This window comes from Streptomyces sp. NPDC002742, from assembly GCF_042888885.1.
Taxonomy (GTDB): domain Bacteria; phylum Actinomycetota; class Actinomycetes; order Streptomycetales; family Streptomycetaceae; genus Streptomyces.
Genome location: NZ_JBIAQF010000035.1, coordinates 57,452 through 74,637, shown reverse-complemented (window position 1 = coordinate 74,637; position 17,186 = coordinate 57,452). Strand labels below are relative to the sequence as shown.

The window sequence follows — 17,186 nt, the reverse complement described above, 5'->3', positions numbered from 1 at the left end:
TGGGTGGCGATGGTTCCGTCGGTGCCCTGGATGACCAGGTCGGCCTTGCCGTCGCCGTTGATGTCGGGGAAGGTCAGGCGGCCCTGGCCGGGCTGGCTGAGGTAGTTCTGCCAGCCGGAGGAGAGCGGCTGGTTGGCGCCGAAGCTGGTGCCGGAGCCGAGGTGGGTGGCGATGGTTCCGTCGGTGCCCTGGATGACCAGGTCGGCCTTGCCGTCGCCGTTGATGTCGGGGAAGGTCAGGCGGCCCTGGCCGGGCTGGCCGAGGTAGTTCTGCCAGCCGGAGGAGAGCGGCTGGTTGGCGCCGAAACTGGTGCCGGAGCCGTTGTTGAAGCGGACGCCGATGGTGCCGTCGGTGCCCTGGACCAGGAGATCCTTGTTGCCGTCGCCGTTGATGTCGGCGTAGTACAGGCGGCCCTGACCGGCGCCGCCCAGGAAGTTCTGCCAGCCCGCGCTGACCGTGGTGCTGGCACCGAAGCTCGTCCCCGAACCCGGACGGAGCCCGATCGTCCCGTCGGTGCTCAACACCATCAGATCGGCCTTGCCGTCACCCGTGACGTCCGCGCGATTGCCGGTGTCCTGGATGTTGTCGTAGCGGCGGGGGCTGAAGGTGCCGTGACCGCTGTAGTAGGGGTAGGGGATGCTGTGGTGGACGGCGCCGCTGCTGCCGGACTCCTCCAGCGCGTCGTACGTGGAGTGATCGGAGCTGGTCCATCCGTTGAAGATGACCACATGGCCGCTGGCGCCCGAGTCGGGGTTGAGGAGGACGTCACCCGGCTTGAGGGACTCCTTGGCCATGGAGGAGGTGTAGTCCAGCAGAGTGCCGGTGGTCTCACCCCAGTTGTTCCCGCTTGAGGAGTCCAGGTGCCAGGCCATGGAGACGAAGCCGGAGCAGTCGGTGCGGTACTTGCCGTTGGCGTCGGTGCGGTAGCTGGTCATGCTGTACGGCACGCCTGCGTCGACCCACGACTGGGCCCGGGCAATGACGTCCGCCCTGCTGATGCTGCCCCCTGCCGAGGAATCCGCGGTCAAAGTGGCGAAGGCGCCGACCTGCCTGGGTGCGGCGGCCAACTGCGCCGCTGAGGCGGTCGTCGGGTTGGGCACGGTCGGGGTGAAGTGGGTCAGTAAGCCCGAGTTCGCCGTACTGGACGCGTCGGCGGACGGCGCCGGGGTGTCGGCGACGGCCTGCCCCAGCGTCATGGCGGTGACCGCGCCGACGACTGCGACGGACAGGGAGAGACGCTTGATCATGTTCATGACATACTCCTGTTGAGGTTTGTAGCGCAGAGGTTCTCCGGGTCCGGAGAACCAGGAGCTGAACTGTGAAGAGGGCGAGCGGGATCGCTGTCGCACGGGCGCGACGATCTGGCGGCGCGGCTCGTGGGAGTCGGAGAGGGCGGCGACGCGGGCGCCTGCCTTCGTGGAGTGACGTCGGGCCGGGGTTCGGCTCGCGACTCCCGCTCTCAGGGCTTCAGTCGGGGTACGTCCCGTCCGACGGCATGTCGGAGGCCGGTGGTTGGCCTTGCGCCTGAGGAGGAGGCTTGGCGGCCGGGGCCGGGATCAGCTTCGCTACGAGGCGATGCCGTGCGATGCAATGTGGTGCGATGTGGCGCGGGGACGTTCCGGCGCGTGCCCCGCGTCGCGAAGGTGAGTGACAGTCGGCCGCCCTTGCCACCGGCCCGGCAGGTGGGGATGTCGACGCCGACCGGTGTGCCTGCGGGCGGTGCGCCCGTGAACCTCCGTGGTGGGCCTCGGCTCGCCGCCCCGGCCGGTCTTCCTGAGCCGGTCGGCGGGGTGCGGGCCGGGAGGGCGGGCAGGTTCAGTGAGCAGGCGACGGTAGTGGTCGAGTGAGTGGTCCTGGGCATGACGATCCCCCCCGGATGGCCGCGCGGTGATTGGCTCAAGAGCGGTAACTGTGGATCAGGGTCTTTCCGTCAGGCGGCCCTCCGGAGGGGCTCGTACTTCCCGGGCCCCTCCGGAGAGCGCCATCCGGTCCGATCACGCCGCAGACCGCGCCGCAGGCCGGGGCGCGCTTGCCCGAGGAGCGTCCGGCACCGAGTGTCCGGTATCGGTTAGCCCCTGGCCTTGGCCTGGGCGGCGGCGACGTAGCGCACGGTGAACAGCACGGGGACGACGAATCCGGCGGCCTGGACAAGTGTCGCCGTCGTGGAGTGGCCCTGGCCGGCGTGGGCGAGGGCCGCGAGAGCGCCGGCCGTGACGGCGAAGGCGGCGGTCCATACGGTGGTGATGACCACGTTGACCCGGACGAAGGGCTTGAGGCTCCAGACTTCGGGTGGGGTGGTGCGCTTGGCGATGCCCAGCGTGAACGGCTTGCCCGCGAGCAGTGAGACCCCGGCGATGAGAGCCAGGGTCGCCGAGGAGAGCGCCGCCGAGTAGGCGTGCGCGACCGAATGGGGGTCCGCGAAGGCGACGACCGCCAGGACCGCGAAGAAGACGGCCGAGCCGGTTTCCATGATCAGCGCGTCGAACCCGACTCCCGTCCGCCGCTGCTGGGCAATCACCGCCACCGCCACCAGCAGACCGGCGAGCGCCCCCCACTGCCACTGGGCGGACGGGACCACTGCGAAGACGATCCATGGAAGGAAGGCGCGTACGTACGACATCGAAGTCCCCCGAGTTGCTGACGTTCCTGTTTTGACATGTCGAAACTAGAAGTTTCACCCTCGACATGTCAAGAGTGGAAGGTAAACTGACGGCATGAGCCTTCGACACGCCCTCCTCGGACTCCTGTCAGAGCGACCCGCCAGCGGCTACGACCTGCTGAAGCGCTTCGAGACCTCTTTGGCCAACGCCTGGCCCGCCACGCAGAGCCAGATGTACACGGAGCTGTCCAAGCTCGCCGACAACGGCCTGATCAGCGTCTCGACCCAGGGCCCGCGTGGCCGTAAGGAGTACACCCTCACCGACGAGGGCCTGGCGGAACTGCGCCACTGGCTGACGGAGGTCAAGCCCCAACGCCACACCCGCAGCGACATCCTGCTGCGGGTCTTCTTCCTCAACGTGATCACGCCCGACCAGGCGCGCAGCTACCTCACCGAACTCATGGAGCTGTCGGAGCAGGAGCACGAGGCCTTGCGTCGACTGGCCGACTCCATCGACTGGGGCGACGACCCGCTGTCGGTGAACGGCAAGATCGCCCTGGAGTACGGCCTCCGCTTCAACACAATGCGCCGCGAGTGGGCCGCGTGGGCGGCCGACCAGATCCGCTAGGGCGTGCCGGTAGGTGACGGGCGCGTTCTCGGGCGGCCGGTTCCCGGTGCAGCCGGGTGACGCTCGTGCAGTCTTCGGCGAACCGTCGTTCCAGATAGGACTTGTAGGGTCGAGCCGACTGGGCCGGGGCCGGCCCTCGCGGAGGGTGTCCTGCCGGCGGACGGCACTCGCATAGCGCAACACAGCGTTGAGCCCCGAGCCCAGGTGCCGGGCGATCGCCCGGCGCGGACGTCGTGCTGGATCGCGACACTGTCCCCGCTGTGCAGCCGCTCCAGCAGCTCGTCCCGGTCGGCCGGGCGGGACCAGTCCAGCAGATCCCGGCGCGGCGGGTCCTCGTCCGGGGCGCTGCGCCGCACGTACGCCTGGGGCATCAGGACCTGGCGCGGGAGAGCGAGCTGGGCCTCGCGGACCGGCCCAGGCCTCACTTCTCCACTCGTCTCCAGCCGAGCGACCATCGCGGCCCGGGCCGCCGCTGCCGCGGCGTCGTCGGCGGGGGGCTGCGGCGGCAGGAGGGGCGCGGCGGGCTCGGCAGGGTCGGCCGTCGCGGAGCCCCGGGGGCCGGGTGGTGCGGGAGCAGCAGAAGTCACCGCCGCCGTGCTCGGCACCCTGTTCACGTGGCATCGCCTCCGAGCGGGCGGTCGTGCCGGGCGCCCAGGTACGCGGGACGGGGCGCCTGCCCCAGCGCCCCGGGCGGTGTCGGCCCGCCGGCGGCCTGGGCCCGTCGCCCGAGCCCGTTCTCGATATGTGTGCTCACGGCGTTCACCAGCCCAGTTGCGAGTAGGTGCGGCCCTCGGTGATCCCAGCGATGGCCGTGCGGGTGTAGGGGACGAGCCGGTCCGGGAGCTCGTGCTTCCCCCACCACCGCCAGTCCAGGCACTTGTCGGGCTCGCGGACCTCCGGCGTGCCCTTCCACCGGCGCGCCCGGAACACCAGCAGCATCAAGGGCTGCCCGCCCGGGGTATCCACGACATGCGCGACGTGCGCCAGATCCACGTCCACGGGGTCGATGACCAAACCCGCTTCCTCCCACGCCTCCCGGACCAGGCACGCGGTCGCGGACTCCTGCTCGCACCGCCCGGCCAGGTAGTGCCAGGTGTCGCCCGCGTAGCGGGATTCGGGGTGGCGCAGGCCCAGGAGGACCCGGCCCTCGTCGTCCTCCAGATGGAGGTGGACGCCGACGCCGTTCAGCACGGTCCGGCTGCCCCTGTCCCACTGAGGAGGGGCCTCGGCCGGTGCGCGGTCCGGGGCGTTCTCGGCCGCGTGCCGACGGATGAGGTCCCGGGTCGCGGGGCTCAGGCGCAGGCGGTCCAGCTCGTCGGGGGTGAACCAACGCAGCAGCACCCCCTCGTGCAGCCGGAGCCGGTCGGGGTTGCCGCGCCAACGGCCGGTGAAAACCTGAACCGGGACGCTGAACCCGTCGACGCTGGTGGCCTCCTCCACGGCATACGGCTCCAGGTCCTCCAGGCGGAGGTCGGGAACCTCCTCGGACAGCTCACGCAGCAAGGTGCCCTGAAGGCTCTGGTCGTCGTGAGCGCGGCCTCCGCCAAGAAGGGCGAACGCCCCCGACTGCCAGATGACGCCGGGCTTGTGGTCGCGCAGATGAAGCAGGTAGCGGCCCGCACCGTCGTGAACCAGCGCGGAGGCGTTCACCGGCTCCGGCTGCCCGTCCAGCTGCGCCTGGAGGAGTTTCGCGCGCAGCGTGGGCGAGGTGACCTCCTGCATGGCCGGCCACCAGGCGCCGGACACCTCCTCGTCCTGCAGCGTGATCGCCGGCGGCTCCTCACCGGCGAGGTGAAACACGTAGCGGAAGTCGTAGTGCCGGTGGGCCGGTTCGCCCTTGGTCGGGCTGGCGTCGATGTCGTGGACGTCGATGTCGATCGGAGAGCCGAGCATCTGCGGGGTCAGACACAGGGCGCCCGGCGCGATCCCGGCCTCCTCCGACACCTCGCGCAGTGCCGCGGTGAGCAGCGTCCGGTCCTCGGGCTCGATGTGGCCGCCGGGGGGCAGCATGAGTCCGCCGGTGGCCCGGTGCCGGATGTGCAGGACCCGGCCCCGGCGGTCGATGACGACGGCGCTGCAGGTGACGTGGCCGGGCAGCGTCGTACGGGCGGTCACGTCGACGGGCCGGTCCAGGGCGGCGAGCAGCCCGGCCAGGGCGTCACGCTCGTCAGGATGGCGACCGAGGTACGCCTCGACGGCCTTGCGAATCGAGGAAGTGCTGAGTGGCATGGTGGCGTCTCGCCTTCGACGTGGGGCGGTTTGAGGGCCGGGCTGTGGAACTCGCGCTGATGGGTCAGCTCGCCGTCTCGTGGTCCGGCGGCTGGGCGTCGCAGGAGCCGGCCACCGCCTTCGGCAGGTTCCCGGCCCACCGCTGCCTCGTTCGATGGACGTCAATGAAGCCCGATATATCCAGAAAATATCCTGGACCCTTACTCCTGGGGGTCAAGGAGTCGCAGGTTCAAATCCTGTCGTCCCGACTTGCGAGAGTCGCCGGCAAGGGCCGGTTTCGGAGGAATCCGAAACCGGCCCTTGGCCGTTCCTGGGGATCACGCCGACCGGCTCAGGCCGTCGGGGTCCTGCCACGGTCAACGACCGTGATGCGGCGTTCGGGCCGGCTCTCGTTCAGGCACACCCAGTCCGAACCGAACGATCACCTTCGGAAAAGCGGATGGCGTCCCGGTCCCGGGGCGGCGGGTCATGTGCTGACGAGTTCGTCCCAATGGTCGGCGAGGGCGGGAATGGGCTGGGGGACAGGTCCCAGGAGCCCGCTGTTGGGGGCTTCGAGTTCGTCGACGGCGAATTTGGCGGCGTCTTCGGAGACGGCGGGGCCCGAGAGGGGGAGGGTGTAGCGGACGCTGGGGCCGCGGGAGGGGGTGGCGCTGGTGTCGGCGTGGTGGGGTACGGGGGTGTAGCAGCTCCAGTCCAGGCGGTTGAGGCAGTGGATCTGGCCGGCCCAGTGCTGGGCGTCGCGCAGGGCACCCTGACACAGGTGGAGCAGGTAGAGGCTCAGGGCGGCGGTGGTGCTGCCGGCGCCTGCGGCGTAGTGCCACCAGAACTGGGCTCCTTCTTCCTGGTCGGCGAGGTAGAGCAGGCAGGCGAAGGTGAGGGCGCCGTCGGGGTCGCGAGCGGTGTCGAAGGCGGTGATGTGGCGGGCGGCGCCGTGGTGGTGGACGGCGCCGCGGCACAGGGTGCGCAGGTCGTGCGCGGCCTGTTCGTGCAGGGCGCCGGGAAGCTGGTGGGCTCGGGCGCCGGGTTTGGCGGTGCTGAGGAACTGCACCCAGCGCAGCTCGTGCAGATGGCTGGCGAGGTTGTGGCGGGCGCTTTCCAGGTCGGCGGCGGTGTATTCGCCCTGGAAGACGCGGGCACGGCGCAGGGCCTCGTCGATGCTGCGCGGGGCGCGGGTCATGGGTGGGTCACTCCTTGTCGTTGTCGTCCGGGTCGTCGGCGTCGGGGATGTCGGCGGTGTCGTCGAACGGGAAGCTCAGGGCGGCGGCCAGGCGGTGCTTGGCGGTGCGGCGGGTGGAGCGGACGGTCGCTTCCCGGATCCCCATGAGCAGAGCGGTCTCCTTGGTGTCGAAGCCGAGGGCGTCGCGCAGTATGAGGACGTCGAACTGCCGCTCGCTCAGCTTCGTCATCTGCCGGTACAGGCCCATGCCTTCCTCGAGTTCGGCTATCTCCGGTCCGTATTCGGCGTGGAAGGAGGCGCGGAAGGAACTGAGGAGGGGCTCGGACGCGGCGCGCAGCGCGCGGGCGAAGGCCAGGGTCTCCGTCGTGGCCGGGCTGCGGCCCTGTGCCTCGAGTTCGCCGTGGACGCGCTGTTTGAACAGGGCCCAGGCGTAGGCGCCGGGGTTGGGCATCGCCTCCAGGCGGAACCAGATGGTCGCCAGATAGAGGAAGGTGCTGTCGACCAGTCGGCGGGCCGCGGTCGCGCTGCCGAGGTGGATGCGGCTGTACTCCAGGCAGGCACGGTCGTAGCGGGCCTGGAATTCCCAGAACTCGGCCGGCATGAAAGCGGCGGGGTTGCGGGTGGTGTGTCCTGCCGGGTCGGGTGGCTGGCTGATCATCGGCAGCCACCGTCGTCCAGGGACGCCGGGTTGGACGGGGCGGCAGGGGAATGAGGTTGTCGTTCGATCAGGGCGGAAGCCCCGATGCGGACTCCGGCACCGAGCAGGCGCCGCACTAAGAACCACACGTCGGGCGCGTACGACCGCGCCGCGGCGGCGAAGGCCAGCACAAGGCTGACTACGTCGTAGTTCACAGTGGCTGATTTCCTTCGTTTCAGGCGGTGGCTTGACCGCTCCGCCCCCCGTTCGGGCGGGCAAGTACCTAGAGCATCGTTGCTCCGGGGAACAGATAAGCCCACCGGTGCGGGCAAATGTGCAGGCCGCCGAACACATCTTTGTAACGGAAGGTAACTTTCCGCTTACTGGAAGGATGTTGCCCCCTTTGCTGGGGTGCACCGCCATGCCCCGCCACCCCGCGCCCTTCCCGCGCCATCCCTGTCCAGCAGGCCGTACGCCCGGAACGGAAGAGTCCGAACCCTGTTTGCGCGAACCTGCAATTGCACGGTCGCTTTCTGGATGTGTTCCAGATCACGTTTGACTGTCTGCGGTGCGCGCTTCGTTGCGCCCCCTCGATACGGGGAACGCTGCGGCGTGCCGTCTTGACCAGGGTCGGGTCTTCGCTGCAGACCACGGCTTCTCCGCCCGGGCAGCCCTGTCCTCGTGCGATCTCTCCCTCGGGCGGCCGGCCTGTCCGACGAGGGGCGGGACCTGGTACGTGAACCGGCCTGGTACTACGACTACCTGGGCGCCCTCGTCACGCACGGCGTGGCCGGCCTTGAACCCGTCTCCGGCTGTCTGGGCGGATCGGTGATCTCCGTGGGGGAGCACACGGACCTCTGGTGGCGGCAGAAGGGCGAACTCCTCCCGCACGACGACATCGGTGTCCGGGCCGTAGACCGTGCGTCGCTGGCTCGTGGTCGCAGCAGCCGGTCACAAGGAGAACGACGTCCGCCGCGCAGAGGGGCGCCGTCCTCGCGGTAGCGCGACAAGCCCTCACCCGGGCGCCGAACCCGTCGAACAGGCCCCGCAGTTCGGCGGCCGTCGCGCCGACGAGGTCCAACGGCTCCAGGACTTCCACGTCCAGGCCGTCGAAACCGTGCCGGCCGCCTGCGAGGAGCTCGACGGCGGAGCCGAAGTCGAAAGTGACGGCCTCCACCGGAGCGACGGGCAGCCGTCCCTGGGCGTACCGCGGTGTTCGCCGGCGCGCTTCCGCTGTGTCCTCGAGCTCGGCCAGGCGGGTGCGCCACCGAGCCGGATCCAGGACCAGGCCCGGTGGGAGAGGGGCACCGGCCCTGTCGCGGCAGTGCTTCACCTGTTCACCGGCTTCTTCGCCGGAGTCGTACTCCCGGCGGTGTGGTCCTCGTGCCCCGCCCGCCGGAGGGCTGCGACAGCGGTGCTGACCCAGGTCTTGAAGGCCATGCGGCATCGCTGGTGAAGCGTCAGGAATGACCCGGAGGCCGTATCGGCACCACTGCGATACGGCCTCTGATCCACTACTCGGTCGAATGGGGAAAGGGCAGGTCAGCCCTGGTCCAGGAGTGCGACCAGGGCCTTCCGCAGCGTCGTCCGGGGGTCCTTGGACGGCCCCTCGGACCGCCAGGCGACGAAGCCGTCGGGGCGGACCAGCACCGCACCGTCCGCGGAGACACCGTGGACCTGTGCCCAGTCCGTGTCGCCCGCGGGGACCAGGTCCGCTTCGGGTCCGCCGCCGATCCGGTACGAGTCGAGCGGCACGGACAACTGCCGGGCCGTGTCCTTCGCCGCCGCGTGCCACGCGCCGGCGCCGTCCGCCGAACTCAGCAGCACCATGGAGCGCTCGTACAGATCGAGGCTGGAGATCCGGGCACCGGCGCGGGTCAGCCACAGGTGCGGCGCCCGGCTTCCCGGCTCGCCAGACAGCCGTACGCCCTCGGGCACCACAGGCGCGGCCGGATCGGCGCCCAGGACCGCGCCCCGCGGATAGCGGTAGGCGAGCGCCACATTGAGGATCCCGCCCTTCCTGCCGCCGGGGCCGCCCTGCCCGCCCTGTCCCGCGGCTGCGGGCTCCGGGGTGTACCCGGGGTGGCTGTGCTCGACCGAACGGGACGAGGCGCGGGCGCTCGTCGCCTCCGCCACCGGCCGGCGCTCGGCGTCGTAGGACCGCAAGAGTCCGGGTCCGGCCCAGCCGGCCAGCACCGCGGACAGCTTCCAGGCGAGGTTGTGCGCGTCCTGGATACCGGTGTTGGAGCCGAACGCCCCCGTGGGGGACATCTCGTGGGCCGAGTCGCCGGCCAGGAACACCCGTCCCCGCGCGTACCGTTCGGCGACCCGCTCGGCCGCGTGCCAGGCCGCCCGCCCGGTGATCTCCACATCGAGATCCGGCACACCGACAGCCCGACGGATGTGCTCGACACAGCGCTCGTCGGTGAACTCCTCCAGGGTTTCCCCGTGTTCGGGGTGCCAGGGGGCGTGGAAGACCCAGTGCTCCTTGTTGTCGACGGGCAGCAGCGCGCCGTCGGCCTCCGGGTCGGTCAGATAGCAGACGATGAACCGCCGGTCGCCGACGACGTCCGCGAGGGCCCGGGAGGTGAACGTGAGGCTCACGTTGTGGAACAGGTCGCCCGGCCCCGACTGCCCGATGCGGAGCGAGTCGCGGATGGGGCTGCGCGGACCGTCCGCCGCGACGAGGTAGTCCGCGCGGATCGTGGTGTGCTCGCCGGTCTCCCGGCTCTTGACCTTCGCCGTCACTCCTTCGGAGTCCTGCTCGAACGACATCAGCTCCGTGGAGAAACGCAGGTCGGCGCCCAGCTCCCGGGTGCTCTCCAACAGCACCGGTTCGAGGTCGTTCTGGCTGCACAGGCACCAGGCACCAGGGCTGAAGCGGGCCAGCCCGCCGCCGGGGTCGATCTCCTTGAACAGCCACTCCCCGGCATCGCCCACCAGGGTCGGCGTCTGCAGGATGCCGTGGTTGTCCGCGAGGACCGACGCGGCCTCCTCGATGCGCCGCTGCACCCCGGCCACCCGGAAGATCTCCATGGTGCGCACATTGTTGCCGCGGCCACGCGGGTGGATCGAGGTGCCCGCGTGCCGCTCGACCAGGATGTGCGGCACTCCGAGGCGTCCCAGGAACAGCGAGGTGGACAGGCCCACCAGAGAGCCGCCGACGATCAGGACGGGCGTGTGGTGACCGATGTCTCCGGTGTCTTCGAATCGGTTCATTGACTGCCTCCAGCGTCGCCTGCGACGTGAGTGAGGAATGGATACGCAGATTCCATGCCCGGTACGGCCCGGTTCGCTCGTCGGGGGCACCCGGATGGCGCGCGGTTCACCCGCCTGACCCGTGGGGCTCGCGGAGTTCCGGCCTCGCGTCAACGATCAGTTCATGGCGGCCCCGGCGTTTCGGCTACCGCGGTCGTTCCTGACTTCCGTGACGAAGAGGAGAGGCGTGCCGCAATGACAGTCTCAGGACGGATCTCGCAGTCGGCGTTCGACGGGTCGAGGCTTCGGGTGATCCTGCTGCTCGACCTGTACGAAGGCGCTCAGCAGCAGTTCCTCGACGCGTACGAACTCATGCGCAACCAGGTCGCCTCGGTCCCCGGTCACCTCAGTGACCAGCTCTGCCAGTCGATCGAGAACCCCTCGCAGTGGCTCATCACCAGCGAGTGGGAGAGCGCCCCGCCCTTCCTCGCCTGGGTGAACAGCGAGGAGCACGTCGAAACCGTCCGGCCGATGCACAGCTGCGTCCGGGACACCAGGTCGATGCGCTACAGCATCCTCCGCGAGACCACCCCCGCCGAGCCGCTCACCCCCGAGTCGGCCAGGACGCCCCGGCAGGTCGAGGCCCGCGTCGGCGACGGTGTGGCGCGCCACGCCCTCACCTTCACCGTCAAGCCGGGATCCGAGTCGAAGGTCGCGGAGATCCTGGCCGGGTACCAGTCGCCCCAGGCCCAGGTCGACGACAAGACCAGGCTGCGCCGCACCTCCCTCTTCATGCACGGCAACCGCGTGGTGCGGGCCGTGGAGGTGGAGGGCGACCTCCTCGCGGCACTGCGCCACGTATCGCGCCAGCCCGAGGTGAGGGCGGTGGAGGAGGCCATCAACCCGTACCTGGAGCAGGACCGGGACCTGAGCGACGCCGACTCGGCGCGGGTCTTCTTCACCCGCGCGGCGCTCCCGGCCGTGCACCACGTGGTCTCCGGCCGCAAGGAACCCGCGAAGCTGCGCCGGCACGCGCTGTACTACCCGGCCCGGCCCGGCTGCGGAATGGAACTGGCCCGGCTGCTCGCCCACCAGGACGAGGCCGCGGCCGACGACAAGGACAGCCCGGTGTACAGCAGCACCGTCTTCCAGCGCGACGACATCGTGGTGCGGCTCGTCGACATCGTGGGCGAGCTCGACCTCGACCCCGTCGCCTCCCTCGGCCTCAAGGGCGCGAGGAAGGCCGCGGAGCTGGAGCGCCTCCTCGACGGTGCCGCGATCGGCGTCGAGGGCTCCCTGGGGACGGAACGCAACATCAACCGCCTCCTGTCGCACGCCGACATGCTGCCCATCACCGACCGCAGCTCGGCGGGCTCCTGACGGACCGCCGCAGCCCGCGTCCCCGGACGTCCCATCCGGCGTCCTCGCCACACCCGGAGGTATCAAGCATGATCAAGCACCATCCACGCATCGTGGACCTGAGCGAGACGGAACCCAACCGCAGGCGCGGAGGAGACATCCGGGCCCTGCTCACGCCCGCCACGGCGGGGTCCACCAGCGGCTTCATGGGCCTGGCCATCATCCAGCCCGGCGAGCGCATCGGCGAGCACTACCACCCGTACTCCGAGGAGTTCGTGTACGTGGTGAGCGGCGCCCTCGAAGTGGACCTGGACGGTGAGGCGTTCGCGCTCCGGCCCGACCAGGGCCTGTTGATCCCGATCGACATGCGGCACCGCTTCCGCAACGTCGGCGACGAGGAGGCCCGCATGGTCTTCCACCTGGGCCCGCTCGCCCCGCGTCCGAGCCTCGGCCACGTCGACACGGAGGACACCGACGCCGCGCCCGGCCACGAGGTCGTCATCGGCGGCCCGGATCTGACCGCGCCGGACCACGGACAGGCGTCCGAGCGAAGTGGGGCCATACAGTGACCCGGCGGGTGGCCGTCACCGGTATCGGTGTGGTCGCTCCGGGAGGCACCGGGGCGAAGGCGTTCTGGGACCTCCTCGCGGCCGGCCGCACCGCGACCCGCGGCATCACGCTGTTCGATCCGGAGGGCCTGCGCTCGCGCATAGCCGCCGAATGCGACTTCGACCCGCTGGAGCACGGACTCGACCCGGACCTGACCCGCCACGCCGACCGCTACATACAGTTCGCGGTGGTCGCCGCCGGGGAAGCCGTCCTTGACTCAGGACTCGACGCAGGCCGGGAGAACCCCTGGCGCGTCGGAGTCTGCCTGGGCAGCGCCGTCGGCGGAACCACCCGCCTGGAGCACGACTACGTCCTGGTCAGCGAAGGGGGCCGACGGTGGGACGTGGACCACCGCACGGCCGACCCACAGTTGCACCTGGCGTTCTCGCCCAGCACGCTCGCCTCGGTCGTCGCCTCGCGATACGGGGCGCAGGGACCGGTGCAGACCGTCTCCACCGGCTGCACCTCCGGACTCGACGCGGTCGGATACGCCTTCCACACCATCGAGGAGGGCCGGGCCGACGTCTGCATAGCCGGGGCGTCCGACTCGCCGATATCCCCGATCACGATGGCCTGCTTCGACGCCATCAAGGCCACGTCGCCCGACAACGACGACCCCGAGCACGCCTCCCGGCCCTTCGACGCCGACCGCAACGGCTTCGTCATGGGCGAGGGTGCGGCCGTGCTGGTCCTGGAGGAGTACGAGCACGCCCGGGCCCGCGGCGCGCACATCTACTGCGAGATCGGCGGCTACGCCACCTACGGCAACGCCTACCACATGACCGGTCTGACCAGCGAGGGCCTGGAGATGTCCAGGGCCATCGACTGCACGCTCGACCAGGCCCGGCTCGATCCCACGCTGATCGACTACGTCAACGCGCACGGCTCGGGCACCCGGCAGAACGACCGGCACGAGACCGCCGCGGTCAAGCAGTCCCTGGGCGAGCACGCCTACGCCACGCCCATGAGCTCCATCAAATCCATGGTGGGCCACTCACTGGGCGCGATCGGCGCGATCGAGGTCGTCGCCTGCGTCCTCGCCCTGAAGCACCAGGTGGTGCCGCCCACGGCGAACTACGAAACCCCCGACCCCGAATGCGACCTGGACTACGTGCCGCGCACCGCACGCCCCCGGAAGCTCAGGAATGTGCTCTCCGTCGGCAGCGGGTTCGGCGGATTCCAGTCCGCGGTGCTCCTGACCGGGCCGGCTGGGAGGACACGATGAGCACTCAGCGCCCCCGGCGCGCGGCCGTCACCGGTATCGGTGTGATCGCGCCCAACGGATTGCGCGCCGACGCCTACTGGAAGTCCGTCAGGGAAGGCCTCGGCGTTCTGGACCGGATCACCCGCGAGGGCTGCGAGCACCTGCCGCTGCGCGTCGCGGGTGAGGTCCGGGCCTTCGACGCCGCCGACCTCATCGAGGAACGGTTCCTCGTCCAGACCGACCGCTTCAGCCATTTCGCGATGGCCGCGACCGTCCTCGCCCTCGACGACGCGGGCCTCGGAGCGGTCGACCCCGAGGAGGCGTACGACATCGGCGTGGTCACCGCCGCCGGATCCGGCGGCGGTGAGTTCGGCCAGCGGGAACTGCAGAAACTCTGGGGCCAGGGCTCCCGGTTCGTCGGCCCGTACCAGTCCATCGCCTGGTTCTACGCCGCCAGCACCGGCCAGATCTCCATCCGCGGCGGCTTCAAGGGGCCCTGCGGAGTCGTCGCGAGCGACGAGGCCGGGGGACTGGACGCCGTCGCGCACGCCGCCCGCGGTGTACGGCGCGGCACCGGCGTGATGGTCGTCGGCGCCGCGGAGGCGCCGCTGGCCCCGTACTCGATGGTCTGCCAGCTCGCCTACCCCGAGCTCAGTACCGTCGAGGACCCCGACCGCGCCTACCGCCCCTTCACCGAGGGAGCCTGCGGGTTCGTACCAGCGGAGGGCGGCGCCATGCTCGTCGTCGAGGACGAACGGCGTGCGCGCGACCGGGGGGCGGCCGTCCGGGCCGTCGTGGCCGGACACGCGGCCACCTTCACCGGCGCCTCGCAGTGGGAGCGGTCCCGGGAGGGGCTCGCGCACGCGATCCGGGGCGCCCTCGCCGAGGCCGACTGCGCCCCCGAGGAGATCGACGTCGTCTTCGCCGACGCCCTGGGCGTCCCGGCGGCGGACCGCGCCGAAGCCCTGGCCATCGCCGACGCCCTGGGGGCGCACGGCACCCGGGTGCCCGTCACGGCGCCCAAGACGGGCATCGGACGGGCCTACTGCGGGGCACCCCTGCTGGACACCGCGGCCGCGGTACTCGCGATGGAGCACGGCCAGATCCCCCCGACCCCCAACGTGTTCGACATCTGCCACGACCTCGATGTCGTGACGTCGAACGCCCGCCCCGCCGAACTGCGCACGGCCCTGATCCTCAGCAGAGGGCTCATGGGTTCCAACGCGGCCCTGGTCGTGCGCCGGGGCGGGGACCACGCCCGGTAGTCCGGGCCGCACGTGAGGAGAACACCCGCATGATCACCACCGAAATCACCGTCGACGAACTGGCCGCGCTCATGAAGAAGGCGGCCGGGATAACCGTCGACCCCAAGGAACTCGCGCAGTCCCTGGACGCGCCGTTCGGCACCCTCGGACTCGACTCGCTCGCCCTGCTCGGCATCGTCGGCGAGCTGGAGAACCGGTACAGCCGGCCCCTGCCGCCCGACACGGAGCGCTGCAAGACACCCCGCGCGTTCCTCGATCTCGTCAACGACACCCTCAAGGCTGGAGCCTGAAGTGGCCGGACACACCGAGAACAGCATCGTCATCGACGCCCCGCTCGACCTCGTCTGGGACATCACCAACGACATCGAGAACTGGCCGCGGCTCTTCAGCGAGTACGCGTCCCTCGAAATCCTCTCCCGGGACGGCGACACGACGACCTTCCGCCTCACCATGCACCCGGACGACAACGGCAAGGTCTGGAGCTGGGTATCGCAGAGAACCGTCGACCGGGCGGGGCGGACCGTCCGGGCGCGCCGCGTCGAGACGGGACCGTTCGCGCACATGAACATCCGCTGGGAGTACGAGGAGACACCGGCCGGCACCCACATGCGCTGGGTGCAGGACTTCGCGATGAAGCCCGACGCCCCGGTCGACGACGCCTGGATGACGGACAACATCAACCGCAACTCCGTCACGCAGATGGCCCTCATCCGCGACCGGATCGAGCAGGCCGCCCGGGAGCGCCGCAGCCCCGCGGCCATGCCCCGCTGACCACCGCCACCGGCACAGGAAGGACATCCGATGCACCACGCCCTGATCGTCGCCCGCATGGCGCCCGGCTCGGCGCCGGCGATCTCCGACGTGTTCGCCGCCTCCGACCGGGGTGAACTCCCGCACCTCATCGGGGTCGACCGGCGCAGCCTCTTCCAGTTCGGTGACGTGTATCTGCACCTCATCGAATCCGAGCGGGACCCGGCACCGGCCATCGCGAAGATCGCCGGACACCCCGAGTTCAAGAGCGTCAGCCAGGAACTGTCGGCGTACGTCAGCGCGTACGACCCGCAGACATGGCGGAGCCCCAAGGACGCCATGGCGCACTGCTTCTACCGCTGGGAGCGGGACGCCGCCCGCTGAGCGGGCGTCCGGACACGACCCGAGGCCGCCGGCTCCGCGACGAAGCGGAACCGGCGGCCTCGGGTCGTCCCGGGTTCTCCCCGGAGTGCCTTCCGATCAGCCGGGGACGGTGCACTCGAAGGCGTGCAGATAGGCGTTCACCGAGCGGATCCCGCCGATGACCAGGCCCGCGGCCGTGAGCCGGTCGACCATGCTCTGCCGGGTGTGCTTGGCGCCGCCGACGTTGAGGAGCAGCAGCAGGTCCATGGCCGTCGTGAACCGCATCGACGGGGTGTCGTCCACGAGGTTCTCGATGACGACGACCCGGGCACCGGGACGCGCGGCCTTACGGACGTTGGCGAGCGCCCTGCGGGTGCTCTCGTCGTCCCACTCCAGGATGTTCTTGATGATGTACACGTCCGCCTGGACCGGGATGTCCTCGCGGCAGTCCCCGGCCACGATCCGCACCCGGTCGGCCAGCGCCCCGCCGCTGCGCAGCCGCGGATCGGCGTTCTCCACCACGCCCGGCAGGTCGAGCAGGGTGCCGTGCATGCCGGGGTGCTTCTCCAGCAGACTGGCCACGACGTGTCCCTGACCGCCCCCGATGTCGGCGACCGTCTTCACGCCCCGCAGGTCGAGCAGGTCCGCGACGTCCCGAGCCGACTGCGAACTGGACGTCGTCATGGCCCGGTTGAAGACGTGCGCGGACTCGGGCGCGTCTTCGTTGAGGTACGCGAAGAACTCCTTGTCGTACACGTCCTCGAACACGTTGCGGCCGGAGCGGACCGCCTCGTCGAGCTTCGGCCACACGTTCCACGTCCAGGGCTCGGTGCACCACAGGGCGATGTACCGCAGGCTGTTCGGGTCGTCCTCGCGCAGCAGCCGGGACATCTGGGTGTGCGCGAACGTGCCGTCGGGGTGCTCCACGAAGACACCCTGGCAGGACAGGGCGCGCAGCAGCCGGCGCAGTGTCTTCGGCTGGGTCTTCACCGCCGCCGCCAGGTCCTCCGCGCTCATGGGTGTGTCGTCCAGGGCGTCCGCCACACCGAGGCGGGCCGCGGCGCGCACGGCGGCGGCGCAGGCCGCCCCGAAGACGAGTTCCCTCAGCCGCATGGACGGCGGGGGACTCTGATCGACAGTCGTCATTCAATGCCTCGTTCCTGATGTC

Annotated in this window: 17 protein-coding genes; 9 read left to right on the top strand and 8 right to left on the bottom strand. The window is 70.5% G+C overall.

Translation table 11 applies throughout. The features are described from left to right. A partial coding sequence (locus ACFYW8_RS39315; protein WP_389090297.1) for an FG-GAP-like repeat-containing protein occupies positions 1-1,253 on the bottom strand: 1,253 nt, incomplete at its 3' end. 815 nt (positions 1,254-2,068) lie between these two features. Next, positions 2,069-2,620 (bottom strand): hypothetical protein, encoded by a 552-nt coding sequence (locus ACFYW8_RS39310; protein WP_389090295.1) that lies wholly within the window; start codon positions 2,618-2,620, stop codon positions 2,069-2,071. A 94-nt stretch (positions 2,621-2,714) separates the two neighbouring features. On the opposite strand from ACFYW8_RS39310, the gene ACFYW8_RS39305 reads away from it, so the two are divergent. Next, positions 2,715-3,227, top strand: a complete 513-nt coding sequence (locus tag ACFYW8_RS39305) for a PadR family transcriptional regulator (protein WP_389090292.1) — start codon at positions 2,715-2,717, stop codon at positions 3,225-3,227. Between the two features lie 610 nt (positions 3,228-3,837). On the opposite strand, the gene ACFYW8_RS39300 is transcribed toward ACFYW8_RS39305, so the two are convergent. From ACFYW8_RS39300 to ACFYW8_RS39285, 4 genes are all read right to left on the bottom strand, one after another. After that, a complete protein-coding gene (locus ACFYW8_RS39300) occupies positions 3,838-3,981 on the bottom strand; it encodes a hypothetical protein (protein WP_389090289.1) in 144 nt (47 codons plus the stop codon). Positions 3,982-3,986: 5 nt separating this feature from the next. Further along, positions 3,987-5,456, bottom strand: a complete 1,470-nt coding sequence (locus ACFYW8_RS39295) for an NUDIX domain-containing protein (protein WP_389090286.1) — start codon at positions 5,454-5,456, stop codon at positions 3,987-3,989. 466 nt (positions 5,457-5,922) lie between these two features. After that, entirely contained in the window at positions 5,923-6,633 is a 711-nt protein-coding gene (locus ACFYW8_RS39290; RefSeq protein WP_365869801.1) for a hypothetical protein, read from the bottom strand. Between the two features lie 7 nt (positions 6,634-6,640). Beyond that, the gene (locus ACFYW8_RS39285) at positions 6,641-7,291 is read right to left on the bottom strand and encodes a sigma-70 family RNA polymerase sigma factor (protein WP_365869802.1); all 651 of its coding nucleotides are present in this window, start codon (positions 7,289-7,291) and stop codon (positions 6,641-6,643) included. 660 nt (positions 7,292-7,951) lie between these two features. Between ACFYW8_RS39285 and ACFYW8_RS39280 the strand changes: the two genes are divergently transcribed. After that, positions 7,952-8,272, top strand: coding sequence for a hypothetical protein (locus ACFYW8_RS39280; protein ID WP_389090280.1), 321 nt, complete (start codon positions 7,952-7,954; stop codon positions 8,270-8,272). 540 nt (positions 8,273-8,812) lie between these two features. Here the strand turns inward: ACFYW8_RS39280 and ACFYW8_RS39275 are convergent. Beyond that, complete coding sequence (locus ACFYW8_RS39275; protein WP_389090277.1) at positions 8,813-10,489, bottom strand: FAD-dependent oxidoreductase; 1,677 nt, start codon at positions 10,487-10,489, stop codon at positions 8,813-8,815. Between the two features lie 234 nt (positions 10,490-10,723). Here ACFYW8_RS39275 and ACFYW8_RS39270 point away from each other — a divergent pair, with 234 nt between their 5' ends. The 7 genes from ACFYW8_RS39270 (at position 10,724) to ACFYW8_RS39240 (ending at position 16,039) form a co-directional block, all read left to right on the top strand. After that, positions 10,724-11,848 carry a SchA/CurD-like domain-containing protein gene (locus ACFYW8_RS39270; RefSeq protein ID WP_389090274.1) on the top strand — a complete coding sequence of 375 codons (1,125 nt, stop codon included), beginning with the start codon at positions 10,724-10,726 and terminating at the stop codon, positions 11,846-11,848. A 68-nt stretch (positions 11,849-11,916) separates the two neighbouring features. Next, positions 11,917-12,396 carry a cupin domain-containing protein gene (locus tag ACFYW8_RS39265; RefSeq protein WP_365869807.1) on the top strand — a complete coding sequence of 160 codons (480 nt, stop codon included), beginning with the start codon at positions 11,917-11,919 and terminating at the stop codon, positions 12,394-12,396. Next, a complete protein-coding gene (locus ACFYW8_RS39260) occupies positions 12,393-13,661 on the top strand; it encodes a beta-ketoacyl-[acyl-carrier-protein] synthase family protein (RefSeq protein WP_389090270.1) in 1,269 nt (422 codons plus the stop codon). The genes ACFYW8_RS39265 and ACFYW8_RS39260 overlap by 4 nt, the downstream gene beginning before the upstream one ends. Beyond that, positions 13,658-14,905, top strand: coding sequence for a ketosynthase chain-length factor (locus tag ACFYW8_RS39255; protein ID WP_365869809.1), 1,248 nt, complete (start codon positions 13,658-13,660; stop codon positions 14,903-14,905). The genes ACFYW8_RS39260 and ACFYW8_RS39255 overlap by 4 nt, the downstream gene beginning before the upstream one ends. Before the next feature lie 29 nt (positions 14,906-14,934). Beyond that, entirely contained in the window at positions 14,935-15,195 is a 261-nt protein-coding gene (locus ACFYW8_RS39250) for an acyl carrier protein (RefSeq protein ID WP_389090265.1), read from the top strand. A 1-nt stretch (position 15,196) separates the two neighbouring features. Then, positions 15,197-15,676, top strand: a complete 480-nt coding sequence (locus ACFYW8_RS39245; RefSeq protein ID WP_365869811.1) for an SRPBCC family protein — start codon at positions 15,197-15,199, stop codon at positions 15,674-15,676. A 30-nt stretch (positions 15,677-15,706) separates the two neighbouring features. Continuing rightward, complete coding sequence (locus ACFYW8_RS39240; RefSeq protein ID WP_365869812.1) at positions 15,707-16,039, top strand: TcmI family type II polyketide cyclase; 333 nt, start codon at positions 15,707-15,709, stop codon at positions 16,037-16,039. A 96-nt stretch (positions 16,040-16,135) separates the two neighbouring features. Here the strand turns inward: ACFYW8_RS39240 and ACFYW8_RS39235 are convergent, their stop codons facing one another. Further along, positions 16,136-17,164 (bottom strand): methyltransferase, encoded by a 1,029-nt coding sequence (locus ACFYW8_RS39235; protein ID WP_365869813.1) that lies wholly within the window; start codon positions 17,162-17,164, stop codon positions 16,136-16,138. Positions 17,165-17,186 lie beyond the last annotated feature (22 nt).

Coding starts and splice junctions, on each gene's coding strand:
- ACFYW8_RS39310 (WP_389090295.1), bottom strand. CDS start 2,620: ATGTCGTACGTACGCGCCTTCCTTCCATGGATCGTCTTCGCAGTGGTC.
- ACFYW8_RS39305 (WP_389090292.1), top strand. CDS start 2,715: ATGAGCCTTCGACACGCCCTCCTCGGACTCCTGTCAGAGCGACCCGCC.
- ACFYW8_RS39295 (WP_389090286.1), bottom strand. CDS start 5,456: ATGCCACTCAGCACTTCCTCGATTCGCAAGGCCGTCGAGGCGTACCTC.
- ACFYW8_RS39290 (WP_365869801.1), bottom strand. CDS start 6,633: ATGACCCGCGCCCCGCGCAGCATCGACGAGGCCCTGCGCCGTGCCCGC.
- ACFYW8_RS39285 (WP_365869802.1), bottom strand. CDS start 7,291: ATGATCAGCCAGCCACCCGACCCGGCAGGACACACCACCCGCAACCCC.
- ACFYW8_RS39275 (WP_389090277.1), bottom strand. CDS start 10,489: ATGAACCGATTCGAAGACACCGGAGACATCGGTCACCACACGCCCGTC.
- ACFYW8_RS39270 (WP_389090274.1), top strand. CDS start 10,724: ATGACAGTCTCAGGACGGATCTCGCAGTCGGCGTTCGACGGGTCGAGG.
- ACFYW8_RS39265 (WP_365869807.1), top strand. CDS start 11,917: ATGATCAAGCACCATCCACGCATCGTGGACCTGAGCGAGACGGAACCC.
- ACFYW8_RS39255 (WP_365869809.1), top strand. CDS start 13,658: ATGAGCACTCAGCGCCCCCGGCGCGCGGCCGTCACCGGTATCGGTGTG.
- ACFYW8_RS39250 (WP_389090265.1), top strand. CDS start 14,935: ATGATCACCACCGAAATCACCGTCGACGAACTGGCCGCGCTCATGAAG.
- ACFYW8_RS39240 (WP_365869812.1), top strand. CDS start 15,707: ATGCACCACGCCCTGATCGTCGCCCGCATGGCGCCCGGCTCGGCGCCG.
- ACFYW8_RS39235 (WP_365869813.1), bottom strand. CDS start 17,164: ATGACGACTGTCGATCAGAGTCCCCCGCCGTCCATGCGGCTGAGGGAA.